General features: G+C 62.0%; 15 protein-coding genes. 7 read left to right on the forward strand and 8 right to left on the reverse strand.

What is annotated here, in order from left to right; genetic code table 11:
- Positions 1 to 25: 25 nt before the first annotated feature.
- The 7 genes from I6L37_RS19620 to grpE form a co-directional block, all read right to left on the reverse strand.
- Positions 26 to 1,441 carry a sucrose-6-phosphate hydrolase gene (locus tag I6L37_RS19620; protein ID WP_026456406.1) on the reverse strand — a complete coding sequence of 472 codons (1,416 nt, stop codon included), beginning with the start codon at positions 1,439 to 1,441 and terminating at the stop codon, positions 26 to 28.
- Positions 1,441 to 2,805 (reverse strand): sucrose-specific PTS transporter subunit IIBC, encoded by a 1,365-nt coding sequence (locus I6L37_RS19625; protein ID WP_026456407.1) that lies wholly within the window; start codon positions 2,803 to 2,805, stop codon positions 1,441 to 1,443. The genes I6L37_RS19620 and I6L37_RS19625 overlap by 1 nt, the downstream gene beginning before the upstream one ends.
- 81 nt (positions 2,806 to 2,886) lie before the next feature.
- Positions 2,887 to 3,843 carry an aminoimidazole riboside kinase gene (locus tag I6L37_RS19630; RefSeq protein WP_216992739.1) on the reverse strand — a complete coding sequence of 319 codons (957 nt, stop codon included), beginning with the start codon at positions 3,841 to 3,843 and terminating at the stop codon, positions 2,887 to 2,889.
- Between the two features lie 112 nt (positions 3,844 to 3,955).
- On the reverse strand, positions 3,956 to 5,446 hold the full coding sequence (locus I6L37_RS19635) for a carbohydrate porin (RefSeq protein ID WP_216992740.1): 1,491 nt from the start codon (positions 5,444 to 5,446) through the stop codon (positions 3,956 to 3,958).
- Between the two features lie 264 nt (positions 5,447 to 5,710).
- A complete protein-coding gene (dnaJ, locus tag I6L37_RS19640; protein WP_042028402.1) occupies positions 5,711 to 6,853 on the reverse strand; it encodes a molecular chaperone DnaJ in 1,143 nt (380 codons plus the stop codon).
- A gap of 106 nt (positions 6,854 to 6,959) precedes the next feature.
- Complete coding sequence (gene dnaK, locus I6L37_RS19645) at positions 6,960 to 8,888, reverse strand: molecular chaperone DnaK (protein ID WP_201940254.1); 1,929 nt, start codon at positions 8,886 to 8,888, stop codon at positions 6,960 to 6,962.
- 311 nt (positions 8,889 to 9,199) lie between these two features.
- A complete protein-coding gene (gene grpE, locus I6L37_RS19650) occupies positions 9,200 to 9,775 on the reverse strand; it encodes a nucleotide exchange factor GrpE (protein ID WP_026457546.1) in 576 nt (191 codons plus the stop codon).
- 281 nt (positions 9,776 to 10,056) lie between these two features.
- Between grpE and nadK the strand changes: the two genes are divergently transcribed.
- Complete coding sequence (gene nadK, locus I6L37_RS19655; protein WP_216992741.1) at positions 10,057 to 10,941, forward strand: NAD(+) kinase; 885 nt, start codon at positions 10,057 to 10,059, stop codon at positions 10,939 to 10,941.
- On the opposite strand, the gene I6L37_RS19660 is transcribed toward nadK, so the two are convergent.
- Positions 10,938 to 11,870: a LysR substrate-binding domain-containing protein gene (locus I6L37_RS19660; RefSeq protein WP_216992742.1), complete on the reverse strand. Its 933-nt coding sequence runs from the start codon at positions 11,868 to 11,870 to the stop codon at positions 10,938 to 10,940. The two genes, nadK and I6L37_RS19660, sit on opposite strands and share 4 nt — an antisense overlap.
- A gap of 162 nt (positions 11,871 to 12,032) precedes the next feature.
- On the opposite strand from I6L37_RS19660, the gene I6L37_RS19665 reads away from it, so the two are divergent.
- From I6L37_RS19665 to I6L37_RS19690, 6 genes are all read left to right on the forward strand, one after another.
- Complete coding sequence (locus I6L37_RS19665) at positions 12,033 to 13,346, forward strand: 6-phospho-beta-glucosidase (RefSeq protein ID WP_216992743.1); 1,314 nt, start codon at positions 12,033 to 12,035, stop codon at positions 13,344 to 13,346.
- A gap of 138 nt (positions 13,347 to 13,484) precedes the next feature.
- Entirely contained in the window at positions 13,485 to 15,149 is a 1,665-nt protein-coding gene (recN, locus tag I6L37_RS19670; protein WP_216992744.1) for a DNA repair protein RecN, read from the forward strand.
- A gap of 221 nt (positions 15,150 to 15,370) precedes the next feature.
- Positions 15,371 to 16,261, forward strand: a complete 891-nt coding sequence (locus I6L37_RS19675) for a manganese-dependent inorganic pyrophosphatase (protein ID WP_216992745.1) — start codon at positions 15,371 to 15,373, stop codon at positions 16,259 to 16,261.
- Between the two features lie 206 nt (positions 16,262 to 16,467).
- Positions 16,468 to 17,631: an efflux RND transporter periplasmic adaptor subunit gene (locus I6L37_RS19680; RefSeq protein ID WP_216992746.1), complete on the forward strand. Its 1,164-nt coding sequence runs from the start codon at positions 16,468 to 16,470 to the stop codon at positions 17,629 to 17,631.
- Positions 17,628 to 19,586 carry a MacB family efflux pump subunit gene (locus tag I6L37_RS19685; protein WP_216992747.1) on the forward strand — a complete coding sequence of 653 codons (1,959 nt, stop codon included), beginning with the start codon at positions 17,628 to 17,630 and terminating at the stop codon, positions 19,584 to 19,586. The genes I6L37_RS19680 and I6L37_RS19685 overlap by 4 nt, the downstream gene beginning before the upstream one ends.
- A gap of 2 nt (positions 19,587 to 19,588) precedes the next feature.
- Complete coding sequence (locus I6L37_RS19690) at positions 19,589 to 20,953, forward strand: efflux transporter outer membrane subunit (protein WP_216992748.1); 1,365 nt, start codon at positions 19,589 to 19,591, stop codon at positions 20,951 to 20,953.
- The last annotated feature ends 211 nt before the right edge of the window (positions 20,954 to 21,164 follow it).

The following is a 21,164-nucleotide window of genomic DNA, read 5'->3' on the forward strand; positions in this document are numbered from 1 at the left end:
GACCTCCCGGCAAACTGACACCGGGCTATTGTACAAGGCAGGCCGCCAGCGGCCAGTGATCGAGGCAAATTTTGCTGTCATCACCGTCACAACGTGCGGAAAGTACTGGGTTTTCACCGGGGAAGTAGCGGGTAGACAGGGTCTGGCGACCGCCATCCACGAAACACTCCAGGCTGGATCGATCGCACAAGACGGTGACCTTGCCACCCAGCCAGGGGCAGGATCGCTCCTCCCACTCCCCGCTCTGCCAGTTCTTGCGGCGCAGGACAAGGCGTCCCGGCTGCCACACCAACTCAGCCACGGCGCCGAACCCGAGGCGCCCCTCCCCGCTCAAGGCAAGGTCCAGCCAGGCCGAGTCGATGGCCAGGGCAGGCAGCTCGCCCGACGCCCCCTCGAAGCGGGTCGGCTCCCCCTTGAGGGCTGAAATCTCCGCCACCGGCCGCTGGCAGAGCCACTCGCCTTGCCAGAACAGCTCCCGCGGGCAGCTCATCTGGTGGATCCAGTCGTGCCCGACGGTGGGCTGACTCATCTCGTTCTCTTCGGGCAGCCCCAGCCAGGCGAACAGCAGGCGGCGCCCCTGGCTGTCCTGGGTGGTCTGGGGTGCGTAAAACTCGAAGCCTCGGTCCAGCTCGTGGAAGGCCCCGTGCTCGAACTGAGTGCCATCGAAGTCGCCCGCCAGCCAGCCGCACTGGTAGAGGTTGAGATAATCCTCCCCTTGGGGGTCTATGCCCTGGGGACAGCTGATCAGCACATGGCGGTCCGCCAGAGGGAAGAGGTCCGGGCACTCCCACATATGGCCGAACTCCCCGAGCCCACCGCGCCCGCTGCCAGCGATGGGGCCGACCAGCGTCCAGCCATCCAGGGTGTCACCTCGATAGAGCAGCACCGCCCCCCGATCGTCCAAAGTACGGGCCCCCAGCACCATCAGCCACTGCCGACCGTCGTGCCACACCTTGGGATCGCGCACGTGGCCGCTGTAGCCTGCGGGCAGATCCAGCACGGGCCCCAGTTTCTCGAAGCCGCCCATGCCGTCGGCGCGGGCCAGGCACTGGTAGGCGGTACGGCTACCGTCCGGGTATTTGACGTTGCCGGTGTAGATGAGGGTCAGGCGCCCCTGCTCGTCGCTCACCGCCGAGCCGGAGTAGCAGCCGCTCTGCTCGTAGGGCTCCACCGGCAGCAGGGCCGGCAGCTCGTGCTGCCAGTGCAGCAGATCGCTGGAGGTGACGTGGCCCCAGCCCTTGTTGGCGTGTGCGCAACCCAGCGGGTTCCACTGGTAGAATAGGTGATAGCGCCCGCCGTGCTCGATAAAGCCGTTGGGGTCGTTGAGCAGCCCCACCGGGGCTGCCAGGTGCCAGCGGGGCCGATGGGGATCGGCCGCCGCCTTGAGCTGGCCGGCCAGCAGGGACCGGACAACCTGTTTGAGGAGATGGCTTTCCTTCATCACTCCACCTTGTACTTGAGCAGGTAGGAGGCGGCGAAGGCGGCGCCAAAGGCGATCACCAGGCCGATGACGTAGTGGATGAGGCTCATGGGCTGGACGATGGCCATGCCCGGGATGCCGGTCAGACCCACCGCCGTCATGCCCACCTTGGCCGCCACCACGTAGGCGCCGCCGCAGGCCCCGCCGAACAGACCAGCCAGGAAGGGTTTGATGTAGCGCAGGTTGACCCCGAAGATGGCCGCCTCCGTGATGCCGAGCAGGCAGGACATGGCCGCCGGCACCGTGATGGCCTTGATCTTCACGTCCCGGGTCTTGAAGTAGACCGCGAGACAGGCGCCGCCCTGAGCCACGTTGGCCATGGCCCAGATGGGCAGCAGGAAGTTGACGCCGATGGCCGGGTTCGCCAGCAGGCCCGCCTCGATGGCGTGGAAGCTGTGGTGGATGCCGGTGATGACGATAAGCGAATAGGTGCCGCCAAACACCAGACCCGCCAGCCAGCCCGCCTGCTCATAGAGGGCACTCAGGCCGAACGAGATGCCATCCCCCAGCACCCGCCCGGCGGGGCCGATGAAGAGCAGCGCCACGAAGCCGGTGATGATGACGGTCAGGAACGGCGTGAGGATGAGATCCAGGGCATCGGGGACGCGCCTTCTCAGCTGCTTCTCCAGGTGGGACATGAACCAGACCGCCAAGAGCACCGGGAAGACGGTGCCCTGATAACCGATCATGGCCACGTCCAGTCCGAAGAAGTCCATGGTCTTGAAGCCCCCCGCCACGCCCCAGGCGTTGGTCAGGGCCGGGTGAGTGAGGATGCCCCCAAGGGTCGCCCCCAGATAGGGGTTGCCGCCGAATTCCCGCGCCGCGGTGAAGCCGATGAGGATGGGCAGGATGACAAAGGCCGCCGAGCTGAACATGTCCAGCATGATGAACAGCGCGCTGTCGGCGTTGACCCAGCCATAGGTGCGCACCATGCCGAGCAGCCCCATCAGCAGGCCGGAGGCGACGATGGCCGGAATGATGGGCACGAAGATGTTGGAGAGCGTCCGTGCCAGGCGCTGGGCCACGTTGAGCTTGGCCGTCGCCAGGTCGGTCAGCTCCGCCTTGCTGGCGGTGCCGGTTCCGGTCAGGGCCACGAACTCTGCATGGACCTTGTTGACCAGGCCGGTGCCGAAGATCACCTGGATCTGGCCGGCGTTGCTGAAGCACCCCTTGACCCCGTCCAGCTTGTCGATGGCGGCCTTGTTCACCTTGCTGTCGTCCGCCAGCACCAGCCGCAGCCGGGTGGCGCAGTGGGCGGCGCTGACGATGTTCTCCTTGCCCCCGAGCAGGGGCACCAGATCCTTGGCTATCGCACTGATATTCATATTCTTCCTCTTATGGCCCGCCATCGGCAGGCCCTTGTCACATGAGAGTAGGGTCTGTCGACCCGCGGCTCTAGCCGCGGATCAACAGCCGCTTGCACCTGATCGCAAAAAGGCATCCAGTTCGGTGCGACTCGGCAGCGCCGTCATCGCCCCCTTGGCGGTGGTAGCCAGCGCCCCGCAGCCGTGGGCCCGGGCCAGGATGGCGGGCAGCTCATCCAGAGCGGGCAGCGAGGTCCGTTCGGCCAAGGCCGCCAGCAAACCGGCAACGAAGGCATCCCCCGCCCCCGTGGTGTCGATGGGCACCACTTTGGGCCCCACCCACTCCAGCAGCTCGCCGCCGAGACGAGCCACCACGCCGGCCGCCCCCCGGGTCACCAGCACCAGGGCCGGGCCTGAAATGGTGGCGAGCCCCGCCGCCAGATCGTCCAGACCGCTCAGCAGTTGCAGCTCCTCCACCGAGAGCTTGACCACGTCCGCGAGGGCGATGGCCTCGCGCACCACGGGCAGCATCTCGGCGGGGTTGCCCCACACCTCGGGCCTCAGGTTCGGATCGAAGCAAACCCGCCCCCCGACGGCCCGGATGGTCGCCATGGCTTGCAGGCAGCTGCCACGCACCGGCTCGTTGGCGAGCGCGATGGAGCAGGTCAGCAGCCACTCCCCGGCCTGGAAGACCGGCAGATCGGCGGGGGTCAGGAACTGATCCGCGCTGGGCCTCACCATGAAGGTGAAGCTGCGCTCGCCCTCGGCGTCGAGCTCCACCAGCACTGTGCTGGTGCGATGGGCCGGGTCCAGAGTCAGGTAGCGAATGTCGACTCCTTCGCTGGCCAGGGTATCGGCCATAAAGCGGCCGAAGGGATCGGCGCCGACCCGGCCGATGAAGGCCGACTCACCGCCAAGCCGGGCCACCCCGACCGCCACGTTGGCCGGCGCGCCCCCCGGACACCTGAGGTAGTGCTGCTCCCCTTCCGGGATCAAGTCCACCACCGCATCCCCCATTACCCACACACGATTCGTCACCTTGCTACTCCACTGCTGCACAGGATTTGCCAGAGCCGGGCCCTGATCTCTTGGTTCGCATTATCAGCTAAACCGTTTTAGCTAACCAACAGATCCCGACGCCGGCTGCCATTTTTGTGATCGGGATAACGAACTAGAACCAGGTTTCCATCTGCACGCCAAAGTTCCACTCGCCCCCGGCGGTGAAGTCGTTCTGGCCCATGGCGTCGGTGCTGGCGTAGTGGTCGAGCTCGGAGGACCAGTCCATCCAGGTGGCGAATACCCGCAACTCGGGCCGCTCGAAGAAGCCGGCGGTCTGCGCCTTGAAGGTCGGGGCGAAGGTGAGCTTGGTGAAGTCGCCGCTCACCGCCTGGCGTCCCTTGTAGCCCTTGGGATCCAAGTCCATGTACTGCCAGGTGGCCTCGTAGACCAGCTCGACGTTCTGGCTCAGCACCTGGGCAAACCGGGTGTTGAGGGTGGCCCAGCGGTACTCGTCCCCCTTCACGTAGCGATCCTGGCTCTGCTCCGCCAGCAGGGCCGGGGCGAAGCGCCAGCCCGGGCTGAGATCGGTGGCACCAAAGAGGGCGACTCGCACCGCATCGGCGTCCGCCAGCAGCTCGCTGTCGGAACCCAGCCCCTTGAGCTCGGCCCCGAGGCCATGGCCGTAGAGCAGCGCCGCCTTGGAGAAGCCGGGGTTGAGGCCGAAGAAGCTGTCGGCGTGGTAGGCCACCAGGGTGTGGGCGCCCTTGTTTGCCGCCTCGCTGCCGGCGCCGCCGTCGTTGATGCGCTCCTCGTTGTCCTTGGCGGACAGGCCGTTCAGCATCCACTGCCAGTTGCCGACGCGGTTGTTCATGGTGAGGATGTAGCTCTCGATGTCCGAGAGGCCGCTCGCGCTGATGTCACCGTAGTCGCGCCCGTAGAGGGAGAAGTTCGCCTTCCAGTTGTCGGCCAGCTGCACGTCGTAGACGCCGCCGCCGGTGCCGGCGAGGAAGACCACGTCCGAGTCGAGCCAATGGATGTCGAAGTTGTCCCGGTCAAAGCGCTTGCCCGCCCAGAGCACCGCGTGCTTGAAGGGGCCGTCGAAGCTCGCCAGATCGCCGATCTCGGCAAACACCTGGCGGGTGTTGAGGCTGGAATCGCTGGCGGTCCAGTCGTTGCTGGTCTCCACCCCGTCCGCCAGCATCAGCTTGTAGCGGGCCCAGCTGCCATCGTCGAAGGTCTGGGTCTTCAACAGGTTGGCCTCCATGTAGGTGTCGTCCTCGTTGCCAAGACGCCCCACGGCCCCCCCCACCGAGCCGGCCGGGGTGATGTAGGGACCGCCGCGACCGCCGTTGCCATTGCCGTTGACCAGGAGGCCCGAACGGGCATAGCCGTGGAACTCGAAGCCCTGGGCCGCGGCGGTCTGCTTGTCCACCTTCTCGCTCTGGGCCTTGGCCACGGCGGCGGTCTCGTGGGCCTCGCTCGCCTTGCTCTGGGCCTCATCGGCCCTCGCTTCGGCCGCGGTGGCGCGCGCCTCGGCCGCCTGCACCCGTGCCTCCAGCGCCGCCAGACGGGCCTCGATACCGCCATCCGCCGCCCACAGCGGGCTGCTCATCCCCAATCCCAGCGCCACGGCCAGCGCCAACTTGCTCTTGAACATCGTCATCTTCCTCACCTGTCATGTGTCGCCCGTCCGGGCGCTGTTGTTATCGACGGGCTGAGCATAGCTAAACCGCTTTAGCTAACTCAATATGCCAGCTAAACCGTTTCAGCTCAAATGTGAGCGGGATAACATTTGCACAGCAGGAAGAGGTGGAAGTTGTGAGGAAGATCCCTCATCGGGATCCACTCAATAAGCGGGGATCTTGCTAAAGCTGGGGCAAAAAAAGAGCCGGCACAGGGCCGGCTCTTTATATCTGGGTCGCGAACATCAGCTGGTCAGATCGTCGAAGAAGCGTTTCACTCCTTCGAAGAAGCCTTCCGATTTCGGCTTGTGGGTCTTGGCGGCGGCACCGCTAAACGACTCGTCCAGCTGACGCAGCAGCTCTTTTTGCTGCTCGGTCAGCTTGACCGGGGTCTCGACCACCACCTTGCACATCAGATCCCCCACCTGGCCGGAGCGCACGGATTTGACGCCCTTGCCACGCATGCGGAACATCTTGCCGGTCTGGGTCTCAGGGGTGACCTTGAGCTTGACCCGGCCGTCCAGGGTCGGCACTTCGATCTCGCCACCCAGGGCTGCCGCAGTGAAGCTGATGGGGACTTCGCAGTAGAGGTTGTTGCCGTCACGCACGAAGATCTCGTGCTCCTTGACGTGCACCTGCACATACAGATCGCCAGCCGGTGCGCCGGCTTCCCCCGCTTCCCCTTCGCCGGAGAGACGGATGCGATCGCCGGTATCGACGCCAGCCGGGATCTTGACCGACAGGGTTTTGGTCTTCTGATAGCGCCCTTCGCCATGGCACTTGCGGCACGGATCCTTGATGATCTTGCCGCGACCGTGACAGTGCGGGCAGGGTTGCTGCACTGCAAAGAAACCCTGACGCATCTGTACCTGGCCGGAGCCGTGGCAGGTGGGGCAGGTCTGGGCAGAGCTCCCGGTGTGGGCGCCGGAGCCGTTACACACCTCACAGTGGACCAGAGTCGGGACCTTGATCTCTTTGGAGACACCGCGCACCGCCTCTTCCAGGGTCAGCTCCATGGTGTAGCGCAGGTCGGCACCACGGGCCGGGCCGCGACGACCACCGCCACGGCTGCCACCAAAGATGTCACCGAACACATCGCCAAAGATGTCGCCGAAATCGGCGCCGCCGCCAAAACCACCGTGGCCGCCGCCACCCTGGCTCGGATCGACACCGGCATGACCATACTGATCGTAACGGGCACGCAGGTTGGCATCGGTCAGGACCTCGTAAGCCTCCTTGACCTCTTTGAATTTCTCTTCAGCATTGGCATCGCCCTGATTACGGTCAGGGTGATACTTCATGGCCAGACGCTTGTACGCCTTCTTGATCTCGCGCTCGTCGGCATCTTTCGATACCCCCAGCACTTCATAGAAATCGCGCTTCGACATACTCATCCTGTTAGCAGTTATGCAGACGGGCGTTGGTCACCCAACGCCCGTGAATTCATAGACTTAAGCCGATGGGCGAAGCGGACCTCGCCCATCTGGGTAGGGCTTACTTCTTGTCGTCTTTCACTTCTTCGAACTCGGCGTCGACCACGTCGTCGTCAGCCTTGGCAGAAGAGGAGGACTGACCGGCATCAGCACCGGCGGCGCCTTGTGCCTGAGCCTGCTGCTGGGCAATTTCCATCAGCTTCTGGGACGCTTCCAGCAGAGCCTGCTGTTTGGCTTCGATGGCAGCCTTGTCGTCACCCTTGAGGGCAGCTTCCAGCTCGCTGACCGCGGCTTCGATCTTGGTCTTGTCGTCGGCAGGCAGGGCATCACCGGCTTCGGTGATCTGCTTGCGCACGGAGTGGACCAGACCGTCAGCCTGGTTGCGAGTCTGCACCAGCTCTTCGAACTTCTTGTCTTCGGCCGCGTTGGCTTCGGCCTCGCGTACCATGCGTTCGATCTCTTCATCAGACAGACCGGAAGAAGCCTGGATGGTGATCTTCTGCTCCTTGTTGGTCTCCTTGTCTTTCGCGGAGACGTGCAGGATACCGTTGGCATCGATGTCGAAGGTCACTTCGATCTGCGGCAGACCGCGCGGTGCCGGACGGATGCCTTCCAGGTTGAACTGGCCCAGGGACTTGTTGTCGCTGGCGCGCTTGCGCTCACCCTGCAGCACGTGAATGGTCACGGCAGACTGGTTGTCTTCGGCAGTAGAGAACACCTGGGACTTCTTGGTCGGGATGGTGGTGTTCTTCTCGATCAGCGCAGTCATCACGCTACCCATGGTCTCGATACCCAGAGACAGCGGGGTCACGTCCAGCAGCAGTACGTCGGTCTTGTCACCGGACAGTACGGCACCCTGGATGGCAGCACCCATGGCCACGGCTTCGTCAGGGTTGACGTCTTTGCGCGGCTCTTTGCCGAAGAACTCGGCAACGGTCTTCTGAACCAGCGGCATACGGGTCTGACCGCCCACCAGGATGACGTCGTCGATCTCGCCAACTGCCAGACCGGCGTCTTTCAGGGCGACACGAACCGGCTCCAGGGAGTCTTTCACCATGTCTTCCACCAGGGATTCCAGCTTGGCGCGGGTCACCTTGATGTTCATGTGCTTCGGACCGGTGGCGTCTGCGGTGATGTACGGCAGGTTCACGTCGGTCTGCTGGGCAGAAGAGAGCTCGATCTTGGCTTTCTCGGCGGCATCTTTCAGACGCTGCAGAGCCAGCTGGTCGTTACGCAGATCGATACCCTGCTCGCGCTTGAACTCGTCAACCAGGTAGTTGATGACGCGGTTGTCGAAGTCTTCACCACCCAGGTGGGTGTTACCGTTGGTCGCCAGTACTTCGAAGGTGGTTTCTCCTTCGACTTCGTCGATCTCGATGATGGAGATATCGAAGGTACCGCCACCCAGGTCATATACGGCAACCTTGCGCTCGCCCTTGACCTTGTTCACGCCGTAGGCAAACGCAGCCGCAGTCGGCTCGTTGATGATGCGCTTGACGTCCAGACCCGCGATGCGACCGGCATCCTTGGTGGCCTGACGCTGGGCGTCGTTGAAGTAGGCTGGAACAGTGATGACCGCTTCGGTCACCGGCTCGCCCAGGTAGTCCTCGGCGGTCTTCTTCATTTTCTTCAGCACTTCGGCAGAGATCTGCGGCGGTGCCATCTTCTTGCCTTTCACCTCGACCCAGGCGTCACCGTTGTCGGCCTTGGCGATGGCATAAGGCATGATTTTCAGGTCACGCTGTACTTCGTCATCTTCGAAACGACGGCCGATCAGACGCTTGATGGCGAACAGGGTGTTTTTCGGGTTGGTGATGGCCTGACGCTTGGCCGGCTGACCAACCAGGATCTCGCCATCATCGGCATAGGCAATGATGGACGGAGTAGTACGATCACCTTCTGCGTTTTCGATCACGCGAGCAGTGTCGCCATCCAGAATAGCGACGCAGGAGTTGGTAGTACCCAGGTCAATACCGATGATTTTACCCATTTGAGAAATCTCCAAATACTTTGAATAAACCGGCGAGAGACTCGCCTCAATGCGTTAACGGCTAGGTGGGGGCTGCCAATTCGGCTTTCAAGCTCCCGGCATCAAATTTTTTGTGCCGCCGTGGCCTTGTTCCCTATATGGGGTCGCCAGATGCCGCTTCAAGCCCCTCTCCCTAAAAAACCGTACTCTTTATCCGCTGTGAACGCCTTGCTCGTTGCCAGGGGTGGCTTGCCGATACCCTTGGCGACCAGCAACAGCGTCGCGACAAACAAAAAGCCCGCCAAGCGGCGGGCTTGGTGAGGATACGATGATCAGTCAGCAGACTTGGACACCATCACCATGGCCGGACGGATGACGCGACCGTTCAGCTCGTAGCCTTTTTGCATCACGGCGATGACGGTGTTGGGTGCCACGTCGGCACTCGGCACCATGCTCATGGCCTGGTGAGCATTGGGGTCAAACGGCTGGTTGGTCGGATCCAGCGCCACCAGACCGAACTTGGCCACGCCGCTCTGCATGGACTTGAGGGTCAACTCGACACCTTCGATCATCGGCTTGAGGGCGTCGTTTTCCTTGTCGGCGAGCTCGATGGCGCGCTCCAGGTTGTCCAGTACCGGCAGCAGTTCACCAGCAAACTTCTCGAGGGCAAACTTGTGTGCCTTCTCGACATCCTGGGCCGCGCGGCGACGCAGGTTTTCCATCTCGGCGACGGCACGAATGGCACGCTCGCGCTCTTCGGCAGAGGCCTGCTGGGCCGCTTCCAGCTGCGCTTCCAGTTCGGCAATACGTGCCTGCTCGGCTGTCACTTCACTGTCTACATCGGTCGGCTCGACTGGCTGGGCTTCAACTTGCTCCATCGCTTCAACCTTTTGCTCTTCGTGGTTCATGACATCTCCAATTGCGGGGTTACTTATGAGGGCCTGACCTCTGGCTGAGCGACCAGACGGCAACAGACCGACTATGTTGGCGCTATTATGGGGATGGATCCCCGGCTTTCAAGGGAAAAAGGTCATTCATGGCGCCGGATGTGCGCCTTTCCTTGCGACCCCGTTCACGCTTTCGCCATCTGGTTCAAGGGGATAGAGACCCGCCATCCCATATGGGCGGCTCACAAGCGGGACAAACCACTGTATACTGGCCCGCAATACCCCTGTGGATCAGACAGACTATGGATTCTCCGTTCAAAACCATCGCCCTGATTGGCAAACCCCATCATGAAGGAGCCAACCAGACGCTGACCGGCCTGCATCAATACCTGACGACCCGCGGTTTCCGGGTGCTGGTCGAGAGCCGGGTCGCCCAAACCCTCTCGATCCTCGAAGAGGACGTGATGGATCTGGTACAGCTGGGCCAGCAGGCGGATCTCGCCATCGTGGTCGGCGGTGACGGCAACATGCTGGGGGCGGCCCGGGTCTTGTCTCGCTTCGATGTGGCGGTGATCGGGGTAAACCGGGGCAACCTCGGCTTTCTGACCGATCTTTCCCCCCAGGATTACCTGCTGCCCCTCGAGCAGGTGCTCTCCGGTCACTACAAGAGCGAGCACCGCTTCCTGCTGGAGGCGTCCGTCTATCGCCACGGCGAGCGCAAGTCGAGCAACCTGGCGGTGAACGAGGCGGTGCTGCACCCGGGCAAGATCGCCCACATGATCGAGTTCGAGGTCTATATCGACGGCAGCTTCATGTACAGCCAGCGCTCGGATGGCATCATAGTGGCCACTCCAACCGGTTCCACAGCCTATTCACTCTCGGCCGGTGGCGCCATCCTCACCCCCAAGCTCAACGCCATCACGCTGGTCCCGATGTTCCCGCACACCCTGAGCAGCCGCCCCATCGTACTGGACGCCGACAGCGAGGTGCGCCTGCTGGTCTCGCCCGACAATCAGGATGACGCCATGCAGGTGGGCTGCGACGGCCAGGTCACCCTGGCGGTGCACCCGGGGGACGAGATCCTCATCAAGAAGAGCCACCACCAGCTGCATCTGGTGCACCCTCTCGATTACAGCTACTTCCACGTACTGCGCAACAAGCTCGGCTGGGGCAGCAAGCTGTTTTAAAGGGCAAGGTCATGAGCTGACTGGCTGAGCGCCACTTCACTGCGCAGCCAGTCGCTAAAGGCACGAAAGCGCGGTCGCTCGCGGTTCTCCAATGGAGAGATCAGCTCGTAATTACGCCCGGCAGCCACCGCCGGGCCTCCTACCGCCACCAGCACGCCCTGCTCCAGCAAGTTGCGCACCAGTACCTCCCTCCCCATAGCGACCCCCATGCCACCTTGCGCCGCCTGCAGAGCCATCTGATAGTGATTGAAACCGTAGTGACACTGATCGTAGGGCAATGTCATACCAGAACCATCGCACCAGAGGCGCCACTCCGAGAAGAGCTGCTGCACATCGGTCGATTCCGAGGCGTGGATAAAACAGGCCTCAGCCAACCGTGCCGGTTCCTGCTGCAACCCCAGCCGCTCGGCATAGGCAGGGGAGCAGACGGGTACCAGACGCTCCTCCATCAATAGCTCACGGTGCAGATCACTGCAGCGGATCGCACCGTAGTAGATGGCGAGATCCACCCGCTCCTCGTTGAAATCCACCGCCCCGGCCCGAACCCGCATCATCACGTTCAGCCCGGGCCAGCGCTGCTGGAAACGGGGTAGCCTTGGCATCAGCCAATTGAGCCCCAGCGTCGGAGCAACACCGACATGGAGCGTCCCTCGCAGATCCTGAGCCCGGATATCTTCAATCTCTTCGTTGATCTGGCGCAGAGAATGGCTCAGGGTCGCCAGCAGTCGTGCCCCCTCTTCAGTCAACTCCAACTTGCGGGTCAGGCGAATAAACAGACGAAAACCCAACAACCCTTCTAGATGGCGAATGCGGTGGCTGATGGCCCCCTGCGTGAGGTTCATCTCCTCGGCGGCACGAGTGAAACTGAGGTAACGGGCCGTGCTCTCGAAAGTGTGCAGCAGGGCCAGGGTATTCTGTTGTACCAGCATGGATAACCTCGTAATGACGCGTGTTGCGACGCAGGTCATCAGTATGACATTTCTCCTTATGCATTAAACAGGCTAATCCATACCACCCCTTATTTCGTTTGTCCGCCCGCCAGGCTCCCCCTTTAATAGGGTCCATCCCTATCCCTGTTCATGAGGTGAACAATGAAAAACGGACTCAAGATTGTGATCATAGGTGCAGGTTCTAGCTACACCCCGGAGCTGATCGAAGGGTTGATCCAGCGTCAGCACGAGTTACCGCTGCACGAACTCTGGCTAGTCGACATCGACGATGGCCGCGAGAAAATGGAGATCATCGCAGCCCTCACCCGCCGCATGCTGGCCAAGGCTGGGCTGGCAGTACGGGTTGAAACCCGGCTGGATCGGGAAGAGGCACTGTACGGCGCCGACTACGTCTGCTCCCAGTTTCGCGCCGGCTGCCTGGAAGCGCGCATCAGCGATGAGCGGATTTCGTTGAAATACGGTCTGATCGGCCAGGAAACCAACGGACTGGGCGGCTTTGCCAACGCCTGCCGGACTATCCCCATCGCTCTGCAGATCGCCGCCGACATGGAACGCCTCTGCCCCGATGCCTGGCTGCTCAACTTCACCAACCCGTCGGGCATGGTGACCGAAGCCGTATTGCGCCACAGCAAGATAAAGACGGTTGGGCTGTGCAACGTGCCAGTGATCATGCAAAAAGGGGTCGCTACTCTGCTGGAGAGTCATGACGAGCAGGAGTTCATCATGCAGGTGGCCGGACTCAACCATTTCATCTTCGTGCGCCAGATTCAGCATCAGGGCGAGAACAAACTCGGCGAGGTGATTGCCCGGATCGCACAAGGGCACGATCCGCTGGTACCGCGCAATATCCCCCCCTTTGCCTGGCCCAAGGATCTGCTGGCCAATCTGGGCATGATCCCCTGTGCCTATCTGCGCTACTACTACATGAGCGACGATATCCTCAAACAGGAGCTCGGGGAGGCCAGCGGCGAAGGCACCCGGGGTGAGGTGGTCAAGACCATCGAACAGCAGCTGTTCGAGCTCTATCGCAACCCGGATCTCACCGAGAAGCCCAAAGCGCTGGAAGGACGCGGCGGCCAGTATTACTCGGAGGCCGCGTGTGAGCTGATGAGTGCCATCCACAACGACAAGCGTATCATCATGCACGTCAACATCCGCAACAACGGCGCTATCGGCGGTCTGCCGGACGAGAGTGCCGTGGAAGTGAGCTCTCTCATCACCAAGTCGGGTCCGCTTCCGCTTAATGTGCCCCCCTTCCCGCAAGACACCTTGCGCCTGCTGCAGTTGATGAAGGAGTTCGAGCAGCTCACCATCGAGGCCGCCATCACCGGCAATCGCCATACGGCTTGGCGTGCCTTGGTACTGAATCCCCTCATTACCAGCGGCCACCGACTGGAACAGGCACTGGACGAGGTGATCGCAGCCCACCCAGATTTGATGTCAGCCTTCCACTAATCTTCACCTTTCTGCAATCCCGCAGGCCACCCGTCTGGTGGCCTGTCCTGTTAAAAATGGCAACGCCTCTTTACTGTATATAAGACCAGTATATACTGGATGCATAAACAGTAATGTTGACCCATACAGGATGAGACCATGCTGACCCAGCTGACCGTCAACAACTTCGCCATCGTCAAGTTTCTCGAACTCGATCTGCAACCGGGCATGACCTGCATCACAGGCGAGACCGGCGCCGGCAAATCCATCGCCATCGACGCCCTCGGCCTGTGCCTTGGCGAGCGGGCCGAGGCCAGCATGGTGCGCCCGGGGAGCGACAAAAGCGAAGTCAGTGCCCGCTTCCAGCTCGATGGCAACCCGGCCGCCCGCGCCTGGCTTGCCACCAACGAGCTGGAAAACGAAGGGGAGTGCATAGTGCGCCGGGTCATCTCCGCCGAGGGGCGCTCGCGCAGCTACATCAACGGGGTGCCAGTGCCCCTCACCCAGCTCAAGAACCTCGGCCAACTGCTGGTCAACGTGCACGGCCAGCATGCCCACCAGCTGCTGCTCAAGCCGGACTACCAGCTCGCCCTGCTGGATGGCTACGCCGGCCATCACCTGCTGCTCGACGAGGTGCGCCAGCACTACCAGCAATGGCGCCAGCTGCAAAACGAGCTCAACCGATTGAAAGCTGAGCAGCAGCAACGGGAAGCCCGCCGCCAGCTCATCGAATACCAGGTGCAGGAGCTCGATGAATTTGCCCTGCAACCGGGGGAGTTTGAAGAGATAGAGGAAGAGCACCAGCGTCTGGCCAACGGCACCGAGCTGATGCAGGAGTGCGGCTTCTGCCTTGATCTGCTCTATGACAACGATGACACCACCATCGCAGGCCTGCTGCAGGTCGCTGTCGACAAGGCTGAAGGGCTGGTCGGCATGGACAGCCGCCTCAATCCGGTGCTGGAGATGCTGAACAATGCTCTCATCCAGGTGCAGGAGAGCCATAGCGAGCTACGCAGCTATCTGGATCGGCTGGAGCTGGATCCCGAGCGCTTCAACGAGCTGGAGACCCGCCTCTCAAGAGCGATCAACCTGGCCCGCAAGCATCATGTCAAACCGGCGGATCTGGCGCTGCACCATCAGGAGCTGGCCTGCGATCTCGCCCGCCTCAACTCCGATGAGGAGCGCCTGGAAGGGATGGAAGATGAACTGGCCGCCGCCCGCCAGGCGTTTCTGCAGTCGGCCGAGGCCCTGAGCCAGAGCCGCCAGCGCTACGCACAGGAGCTGGCCGCCCAGGTCACCACCAGCATTCACGAGTTGGCGATGCCAGATGGCCGTTTCGCCATCGAGGTGCGCCCCGATGCCCAGAGCAGTCTCTCGCCTCTGGGGATCGATCGGGTGGAGTTCATGGTCACTACCAACCCGGGCCAGCCCATCCAGCCCCTTGGCAAGGTGGCCTCCGGCGGCGAGCTGTCGCGCATCAGCCTCGCCATCGTGGTGATCAGCGCCCGCAAGGTCTCCACTCCCACCCTGATCTTCGATGAAGTAGACGTGGGGATCAGCGGCCCGACCGCCGCCGTGGTAGGGCGCCTGTTGCGCCAGCTCGGCGAGTCGACCCAGGTGATGGTGGTCACGCACCTGCCCCAGGTAGCGGGCAATGGCCACCAGCACATGGTGGTGAGCAAGCATACCGATGGCAAAACCACCGAAACCCAGATGTGTGCCCTCGATCAGTCGGCCCGCCTCAATGAACTGGCCCGCCTGCTGGGGGGCGATCAGATCACCGACATTACCCTGGCCAATGCGCGCGAGTTGTTGCGAGCCTGACACAGCTCTCCTCCTCCCTACACCATGACAATCCGCGCCAAGGGGCGTCATGGTGCCTGTTCACAACGACCCTGAGTCGCCGGATCACCGACCCAGATCAATGAAAGTGCGAGTAAGGCCAAGCAGGCAGCAACATCCAAGGGGGTTCAGGTTGCCTTCATTTCCGGGATTTCGCATAGTACCCGCCCCCTTTTTGGGTATCCCATTGTGAGGCTTTGTCTATGATCCACGTTTTTGGTCACAAGAATCCTGATAGCGACAGTATCTGCAGCGCCCTGGTCATCGCCGACTGGCTCAAAGCCCAGGGGCGTCAAGCCACCCCATGGCGCCTGGGCGACCTGCGCACCGAAACCCGTTTCATCCTGGAGCAGGCTGGCGTTGCCGAACCCGAACTGCTGACTCGGGATCTTGCCGGTGAAGATGTCTGGCTGGTGGATTTCAGTGATCTGGAACAGGGCCCCGCGACCCTGGCACAGGCCAACGTACTGGGCCTGGTGGATCACCACCGCCTCGGCACCCTGATCACCCAGTCGCCGCTGGATGCCTGGATCCGCGCCGTGGGCTGCACCTGCACCATCGCCTTCGAGCTGCTGAGCCAACAGGGTCAGGTGACCCGCAGCCAGGCCCGTCTGATGCTGGGTGCCATCATGAGTGACACCCTCTGCCTCACCTCCCCCACCACCACAGAGCAGGACAAGGTCGCCTGCGAGCGCCTGGCCGAGCTGGCCGAGGTCTCTCTGGCCGAATTCGGCCAGCAGCTGCTGATAGCCAAGACCGATTTGAGCGGCTTGACTCCGGCTCAGTTGCTGCAACAGGACGAGAAAGCGTTCCAGGCCGAAGGTTGCAGCTTCATCATGAGCCAGATCGAGGTGGGCAGTGAGCAGCAGCTGGCCGAACATCTCCCGGCACTGCAGCAAGAGATGGCCGCGCGCGTGGCAAGCGAAGGGCTCGACTTCTTCGTATTGATGGTGACTGATCTTACCGCTGCCGCCAGCCGCATTCACTTTACCGCCCATCCCAAGGTCCCCACCGAATCTTGCTTCCATCCGGGCTTCGTCAGCCGCAAGAAGCAGGGCCTGCCCTGGGTCATGGAGCTGCTGGCCAAGGCCTGAGCCACAGCCTGAACTCTCCCGAGCCCTGCCTGATGGCGGGGCTTTTTTCTTTCAATCCCCGTCTATCAGCTTCCCCTTCCCAATTACTTCGCTTACTGACAGATAAGCGCATAATTTTGCTTACATATTTCTGGCTGTTCATTGGCGAGGCTTTGCTGCAGGATACTCGCGGCACTTCTCTTATTCCGTTTTCAGTCAGGTGATCCATGACCCCAAGTCCCAAGCGCACAGTCCTGGCGCTCTCTACTCTGTTCGCCGCGGCCCTCATCGGCTGGCTGGCTTGGCCAAGCCAACCGGCCACCGAGATGCTCACCGCCAAAGTCACCCGGGAAGACATTAGCCAAACCGTGCTGGCTAGCGGCGTGTTGCAGGCCATCGAGCAGGTGGATGTGGGGGCACAGGTTTCCGGTCAGGTGACCCGCCTGGCCGTCGAGGATGGCGTTCTGGTCAACAAGGGAGATCTACTGGCCGAGATTGACCCTCTCATCGCCCAGAACAATCTGAAAACGGCCGAAGCCGAGCTCGCCAGCAACCTCGCCCAACTCAAGATCAAGCAAGCCCAGCTCAAACAGTACGAGCTGGCCTGGCGCCGTCAGGTAGAGATGTTCAGGCAGGAGGCCAGCTCTCGCGCCGATCTGGAGAGTGCAGAAGCCCAACTCGCCGTCACACGCGCCGAGATGCAAAACAGCCAGGCGAATATCGACAGTGCCCGTATCAAGGTGGAGCGAGCCCAGACCGAGCTGGGTTACACCAAGATCCTGGCCCCCATGGATGGCACCGTCATCAGCATAGTCACCCGTCAGGGTCAGACCCTGGCCGCCAGCCAGACGGTGCCAACCCTGCTGAAACTGGCCAATCTCGACACCATGACGGTCAAGGCCCAGATCTCGGAAGCCGACGTTACCAAGGTGAAAGCGGGCATGCCGGTCTATTTCACCCTGATAGGCGATCCGGACACCCGCTATCAGGGCACCCTGCGAGCCGTGGAGCTGGCCCCCACCAATATCAACGAACAGGCCACCACCACCAGTACCACCAGCAATGCCGCCGTCTACTACTACGCCCTGTTTGATGTGCCCAATCCGGATCATGCTCTGCGCGTGGCCATGACCACCCAGGTGACCATAGTGCTCGGCGAGCGCAAGCAGGTGCTCACTCTGCCGCAGACTGCTCTCGGCAAGCAGGTGGCTAACGACGAATATGAGGTAACCCTGGTCAGGGACGGCGCTCCCGGTGAAACTCGCCGCATCAAGACCGGGATGAAGGACGAGATCCGCATTGAGGTGGTAAGCGGGCTGACGGAGCAGGACGAAGTGCAGCTCAACCACGGCGCGCCCGTAGCGGACAAAGAAGAAGGCATGATGTTATGAGCGAGCCGCTGAACCAGCCGCCCCTGATCCAGCTAAAAGGGGTCGAACGCCGTTACCAGAGCGGCGAGCAGGAAGTTACCGTGCTCCATCCCCTCGACTTGACCATTCAGGCTGGCGAGATGATCGCCATCGTCGGGGCCTCCGGCTCCGGCAAGTCGACCCTGATGAATCTGCTTGGCTGTCTCGACCGGCCCAGCAGCGGCCAGTACCTGTTTCGTGGCCAGGACACGGCGACCCTGGATGCCCTGGCACTGGCGCGCCTGCGCTGCCATCACTTCGGTTTTATCTTTCAGCGCTATCACCTGCTGCCTCATCTGGACGCCTCAGCCAACGTGGAGATCCCCGCCGTCTATGCCGGCACCGAACGTCAGGCTCGTCAGGCCAGGTCGAAGCAGCTGCTGGAGCGACTGGGTCTTGACGAGCGTCGCCACCATACCCCGGGACAGCTCTCCGGCGGCCAGCAACAGCGAGTCAGTATCGCCCGGGCGCTGGCCAATGGTGGCGAGGTGATCCTGGCCGATGAACCGACCGGTGCGCTGGACAGCCAGAGCGGCAAGGAGGTGATGGCCATCCTCAAGGAGCTTCATGCCCTGGGCCACACCATCATACTGGTCACCCACGACATGGGGGTCGCCAACCATGCGGATCGCATCATCACCCTCAAGGATGGCTGCATTCAGCAGGACAGTGGTCAGCGCGAACAGGCTTCCCCATCGACCATCCCCCTCCCCGTTGCCAGTCAGGGAGGAGCCAGCCTTGACTGTGATCGCTATCGGGAAGCTGGCCGGATGGCCCTGCATGCCATGCTGGCCCACCGGATGCGCACCTTTCTCACCATGCTGGGCATCATCATCGGCATCGCGGCGGTCGTCAGCGTGGTGGCCCTCGGCCAGGGAGCCCGCACCAAGGTGATCGAGCAGATCAATGCGATGGGAACCAACACCATAGAGATCTTCCCGGGCAAGGGGTGGGGAGATGAAAAGATGGCCAGCATCCAGACCCTCAACCAGGGGGATCTCGATGCCTTGCTGGGACAACCTTATCTGGCAGGTGCCAGCCCGGAGATCATCAGCTCGGGACAACTTCGCTATCGCAACAAGACCAGCAGCGGCAACGTAACCGGGGTCGGCAACGACTACTTCAAGGTCAAGGGCATGACATTGGTAAGTGGTCGCTTACTGGAATGGCGAGACATACAACAGCGTTCGGCGGTGGCCGTGGTCGACCAGAAGAGCATTCCCAGCCTGCTCGGCAAGGATGACCCCATCGGCAAGGTGGTACTGGTCGGCACCCTGCCGGTACGCATCATTGGGGTCGTCACCCAGGAGACCGGCTTTGGCCCCAGCAGCCAGTCGGTCAATGTCTGGCTCCCCTATAGCGCCGTGATGAGCCGCCTCATCTCCCAGCGCCACTTCAGCCAGATCACCATACGGGTCAAGGATGGCATCCAGCCGGCGCTGGCCGAACAGGCGGTGATCGAGCTGATCACCAAGCGCCACGGAGTGAAGGATTTCTTCACCTTCAGCAGCGACAGCATCATCAAGTCGGTGGAGAAAACCACGGCCACCATGACCCTGATGGTCTCGGCCATCGCCGTGATCTCGCTGATCGTCGGCGGTGTGGGGGTAATGAACATCATGCTGGTCTCCGTGGTGGAACGCACCCGCGAGATCGGCATTCGCATGGCCGTGGGGGCACGTCAATCGGACATCTTGCAGCAGTTCCTGATCGAAGCCGTGATGGTCAGCCTACTGGGGGGCATCTTCGGCGTCGCGCTCGCGCTCGGCATTGGTGTGGTCTTCTCCCTGCTGGTCGACACCATACAGATGCAGTTTTCGCTCTTCTCCATCCTGATGGCCTTCGGCTGCTCGTCACTCATCGGGATCCTGTTCGGTTATCTGCCGGCGCGCAATGCGGCGCGGCTCGACCCCGTGGTCGCACTGGCGAGGGAATAACAATGTACAAATTATCCTGGTTGGCCCTCTGCGTGGCCCTCGGCGGCTGCAGCCAGCACAGCAGCTATCAAAGACCCGAGCTGGCTATCGCGCCCCAGTGGCAACAGGCGTATGACACCCAGCAGTTGGCACAATCAGGGGCCTGGTGGCAGGGATTCCATGACCCTCAGCTCGACCGCCTGGTCGAGGCCGTGCTGGCCGCCAATCCGGATATGCACGTCGCCGCACTCAAGCTCAAAAACGCGCAGCTTGGCGCAGAGCAGGCAGATACCAACCTCACCCCCTCGGTCACTGGCAGCCTTGATGCCAGCGCTAACAAGAACCTGAAGACGGGGAGTTCCAGCAGCACACTGGGGCCCGCTCTCGGCCTCAGTTATGAGGTAGACCTGTGGGGCAAGCTGGCATCGGTGCGGGATCAGGCAAGCTGGGAGGCGGCCGCCAGCGAACAGGATCTGGCCAGCACCCGTCTGATGCTGATTGGCAAGACGCTGGAACAATACTGGCAACTGGGTTATCTCGGCTCGGCTATCGCCCTTGGCGAGCAGCAACTGGCCAACCTGGTGCGCACCGAACGGTTGACCGAGGCCAAATACCGCGCCGGCGCCATAACCCGGCTCGATCTGGCCCAGACTCGTCAACAGGTTGCAGGCAAGCGCGCCGAATTGGCGTCGCTGAAAACCCAGCAAGAGCAGGCCAGCAACGCCCTGAGGCTGCTCTTGGGGCGTAACAGCGGCCCCTTGGCGTATGCCCCCACCCGCCTTGCACTTCAGCCTATCCCCGAACTGGCTGTCGGCATTCCCGCCGATCTGCTGGCCCGTCGCCCGGATGTGAGAGCGGCGGAGCTGCGACTGCGCAAGACCTTCGCAAAGGGGGATGAGATCCGCGCCAGCTTCTACCCGTCGCTGACCCTGACCAGCAACGCCAGCACGGCGTCGGACAGGCTGGCTCAGGTGCTGCAAAATCCGGTCGGGACGCTAGGGGCAAGCCTGGCTCTTCCCTTCCTTGAGTACAACCGCACCCGGCTCGCTATCGACAGCTCAGCTCTTGATTACCAGATCGCCGAGACCGAGTTTCGCAAGCAGCTCTATACGGCGCTGGTCGAAGTCGAAGACAATCTGGCGGCCCGCCATCATGGCCAGCAACGACTCGCCTATCTCCAGGAACAGCTGGGTTATGCCAACGAGTCTGAACGGCTGGCCCGAGCGCGCTTCGAGGCGGGCGCCACCGGTGTGCAGACCTGGCTGGATGAGCAGAATCGCTTGTGGGAGGCAGAACAGAGCCTGCTCGCCCAACAAAAAGAGCTACTCAACGTGATGACCAGAATTTACCAGGCCATTGGGGGCACAGACGCCCCACTCGCCCAATAAACATAAGGCCCCGCGTTGTTGCCAGATCGGGGCCTTATTATTGCCACTCCCCCGCACATTACTCATTATCCTTGGCGAGTGTGCCGGTTCTTCAACATCCCATCCTTTTTTCTTCTACCAAACCCCATCAAAAAAGTCAGAGATAACGTGCAATAGACGCAAGCGCTAATGGCTACGAATGTACAGCTTCTCTTGTCTCCTGCAAAACTAC

The organism is Aeromonas sp. FDAARGOS 1407 (assembly GCF_019048725.1).
Classification (GTDB): domain Bacteria; phylum Pseudomonadota; class Gammaproteobacteria; order Enterobacterales; family Aeromonadaceae; genus Aeromonas; species Aeromonas enteropelogenes.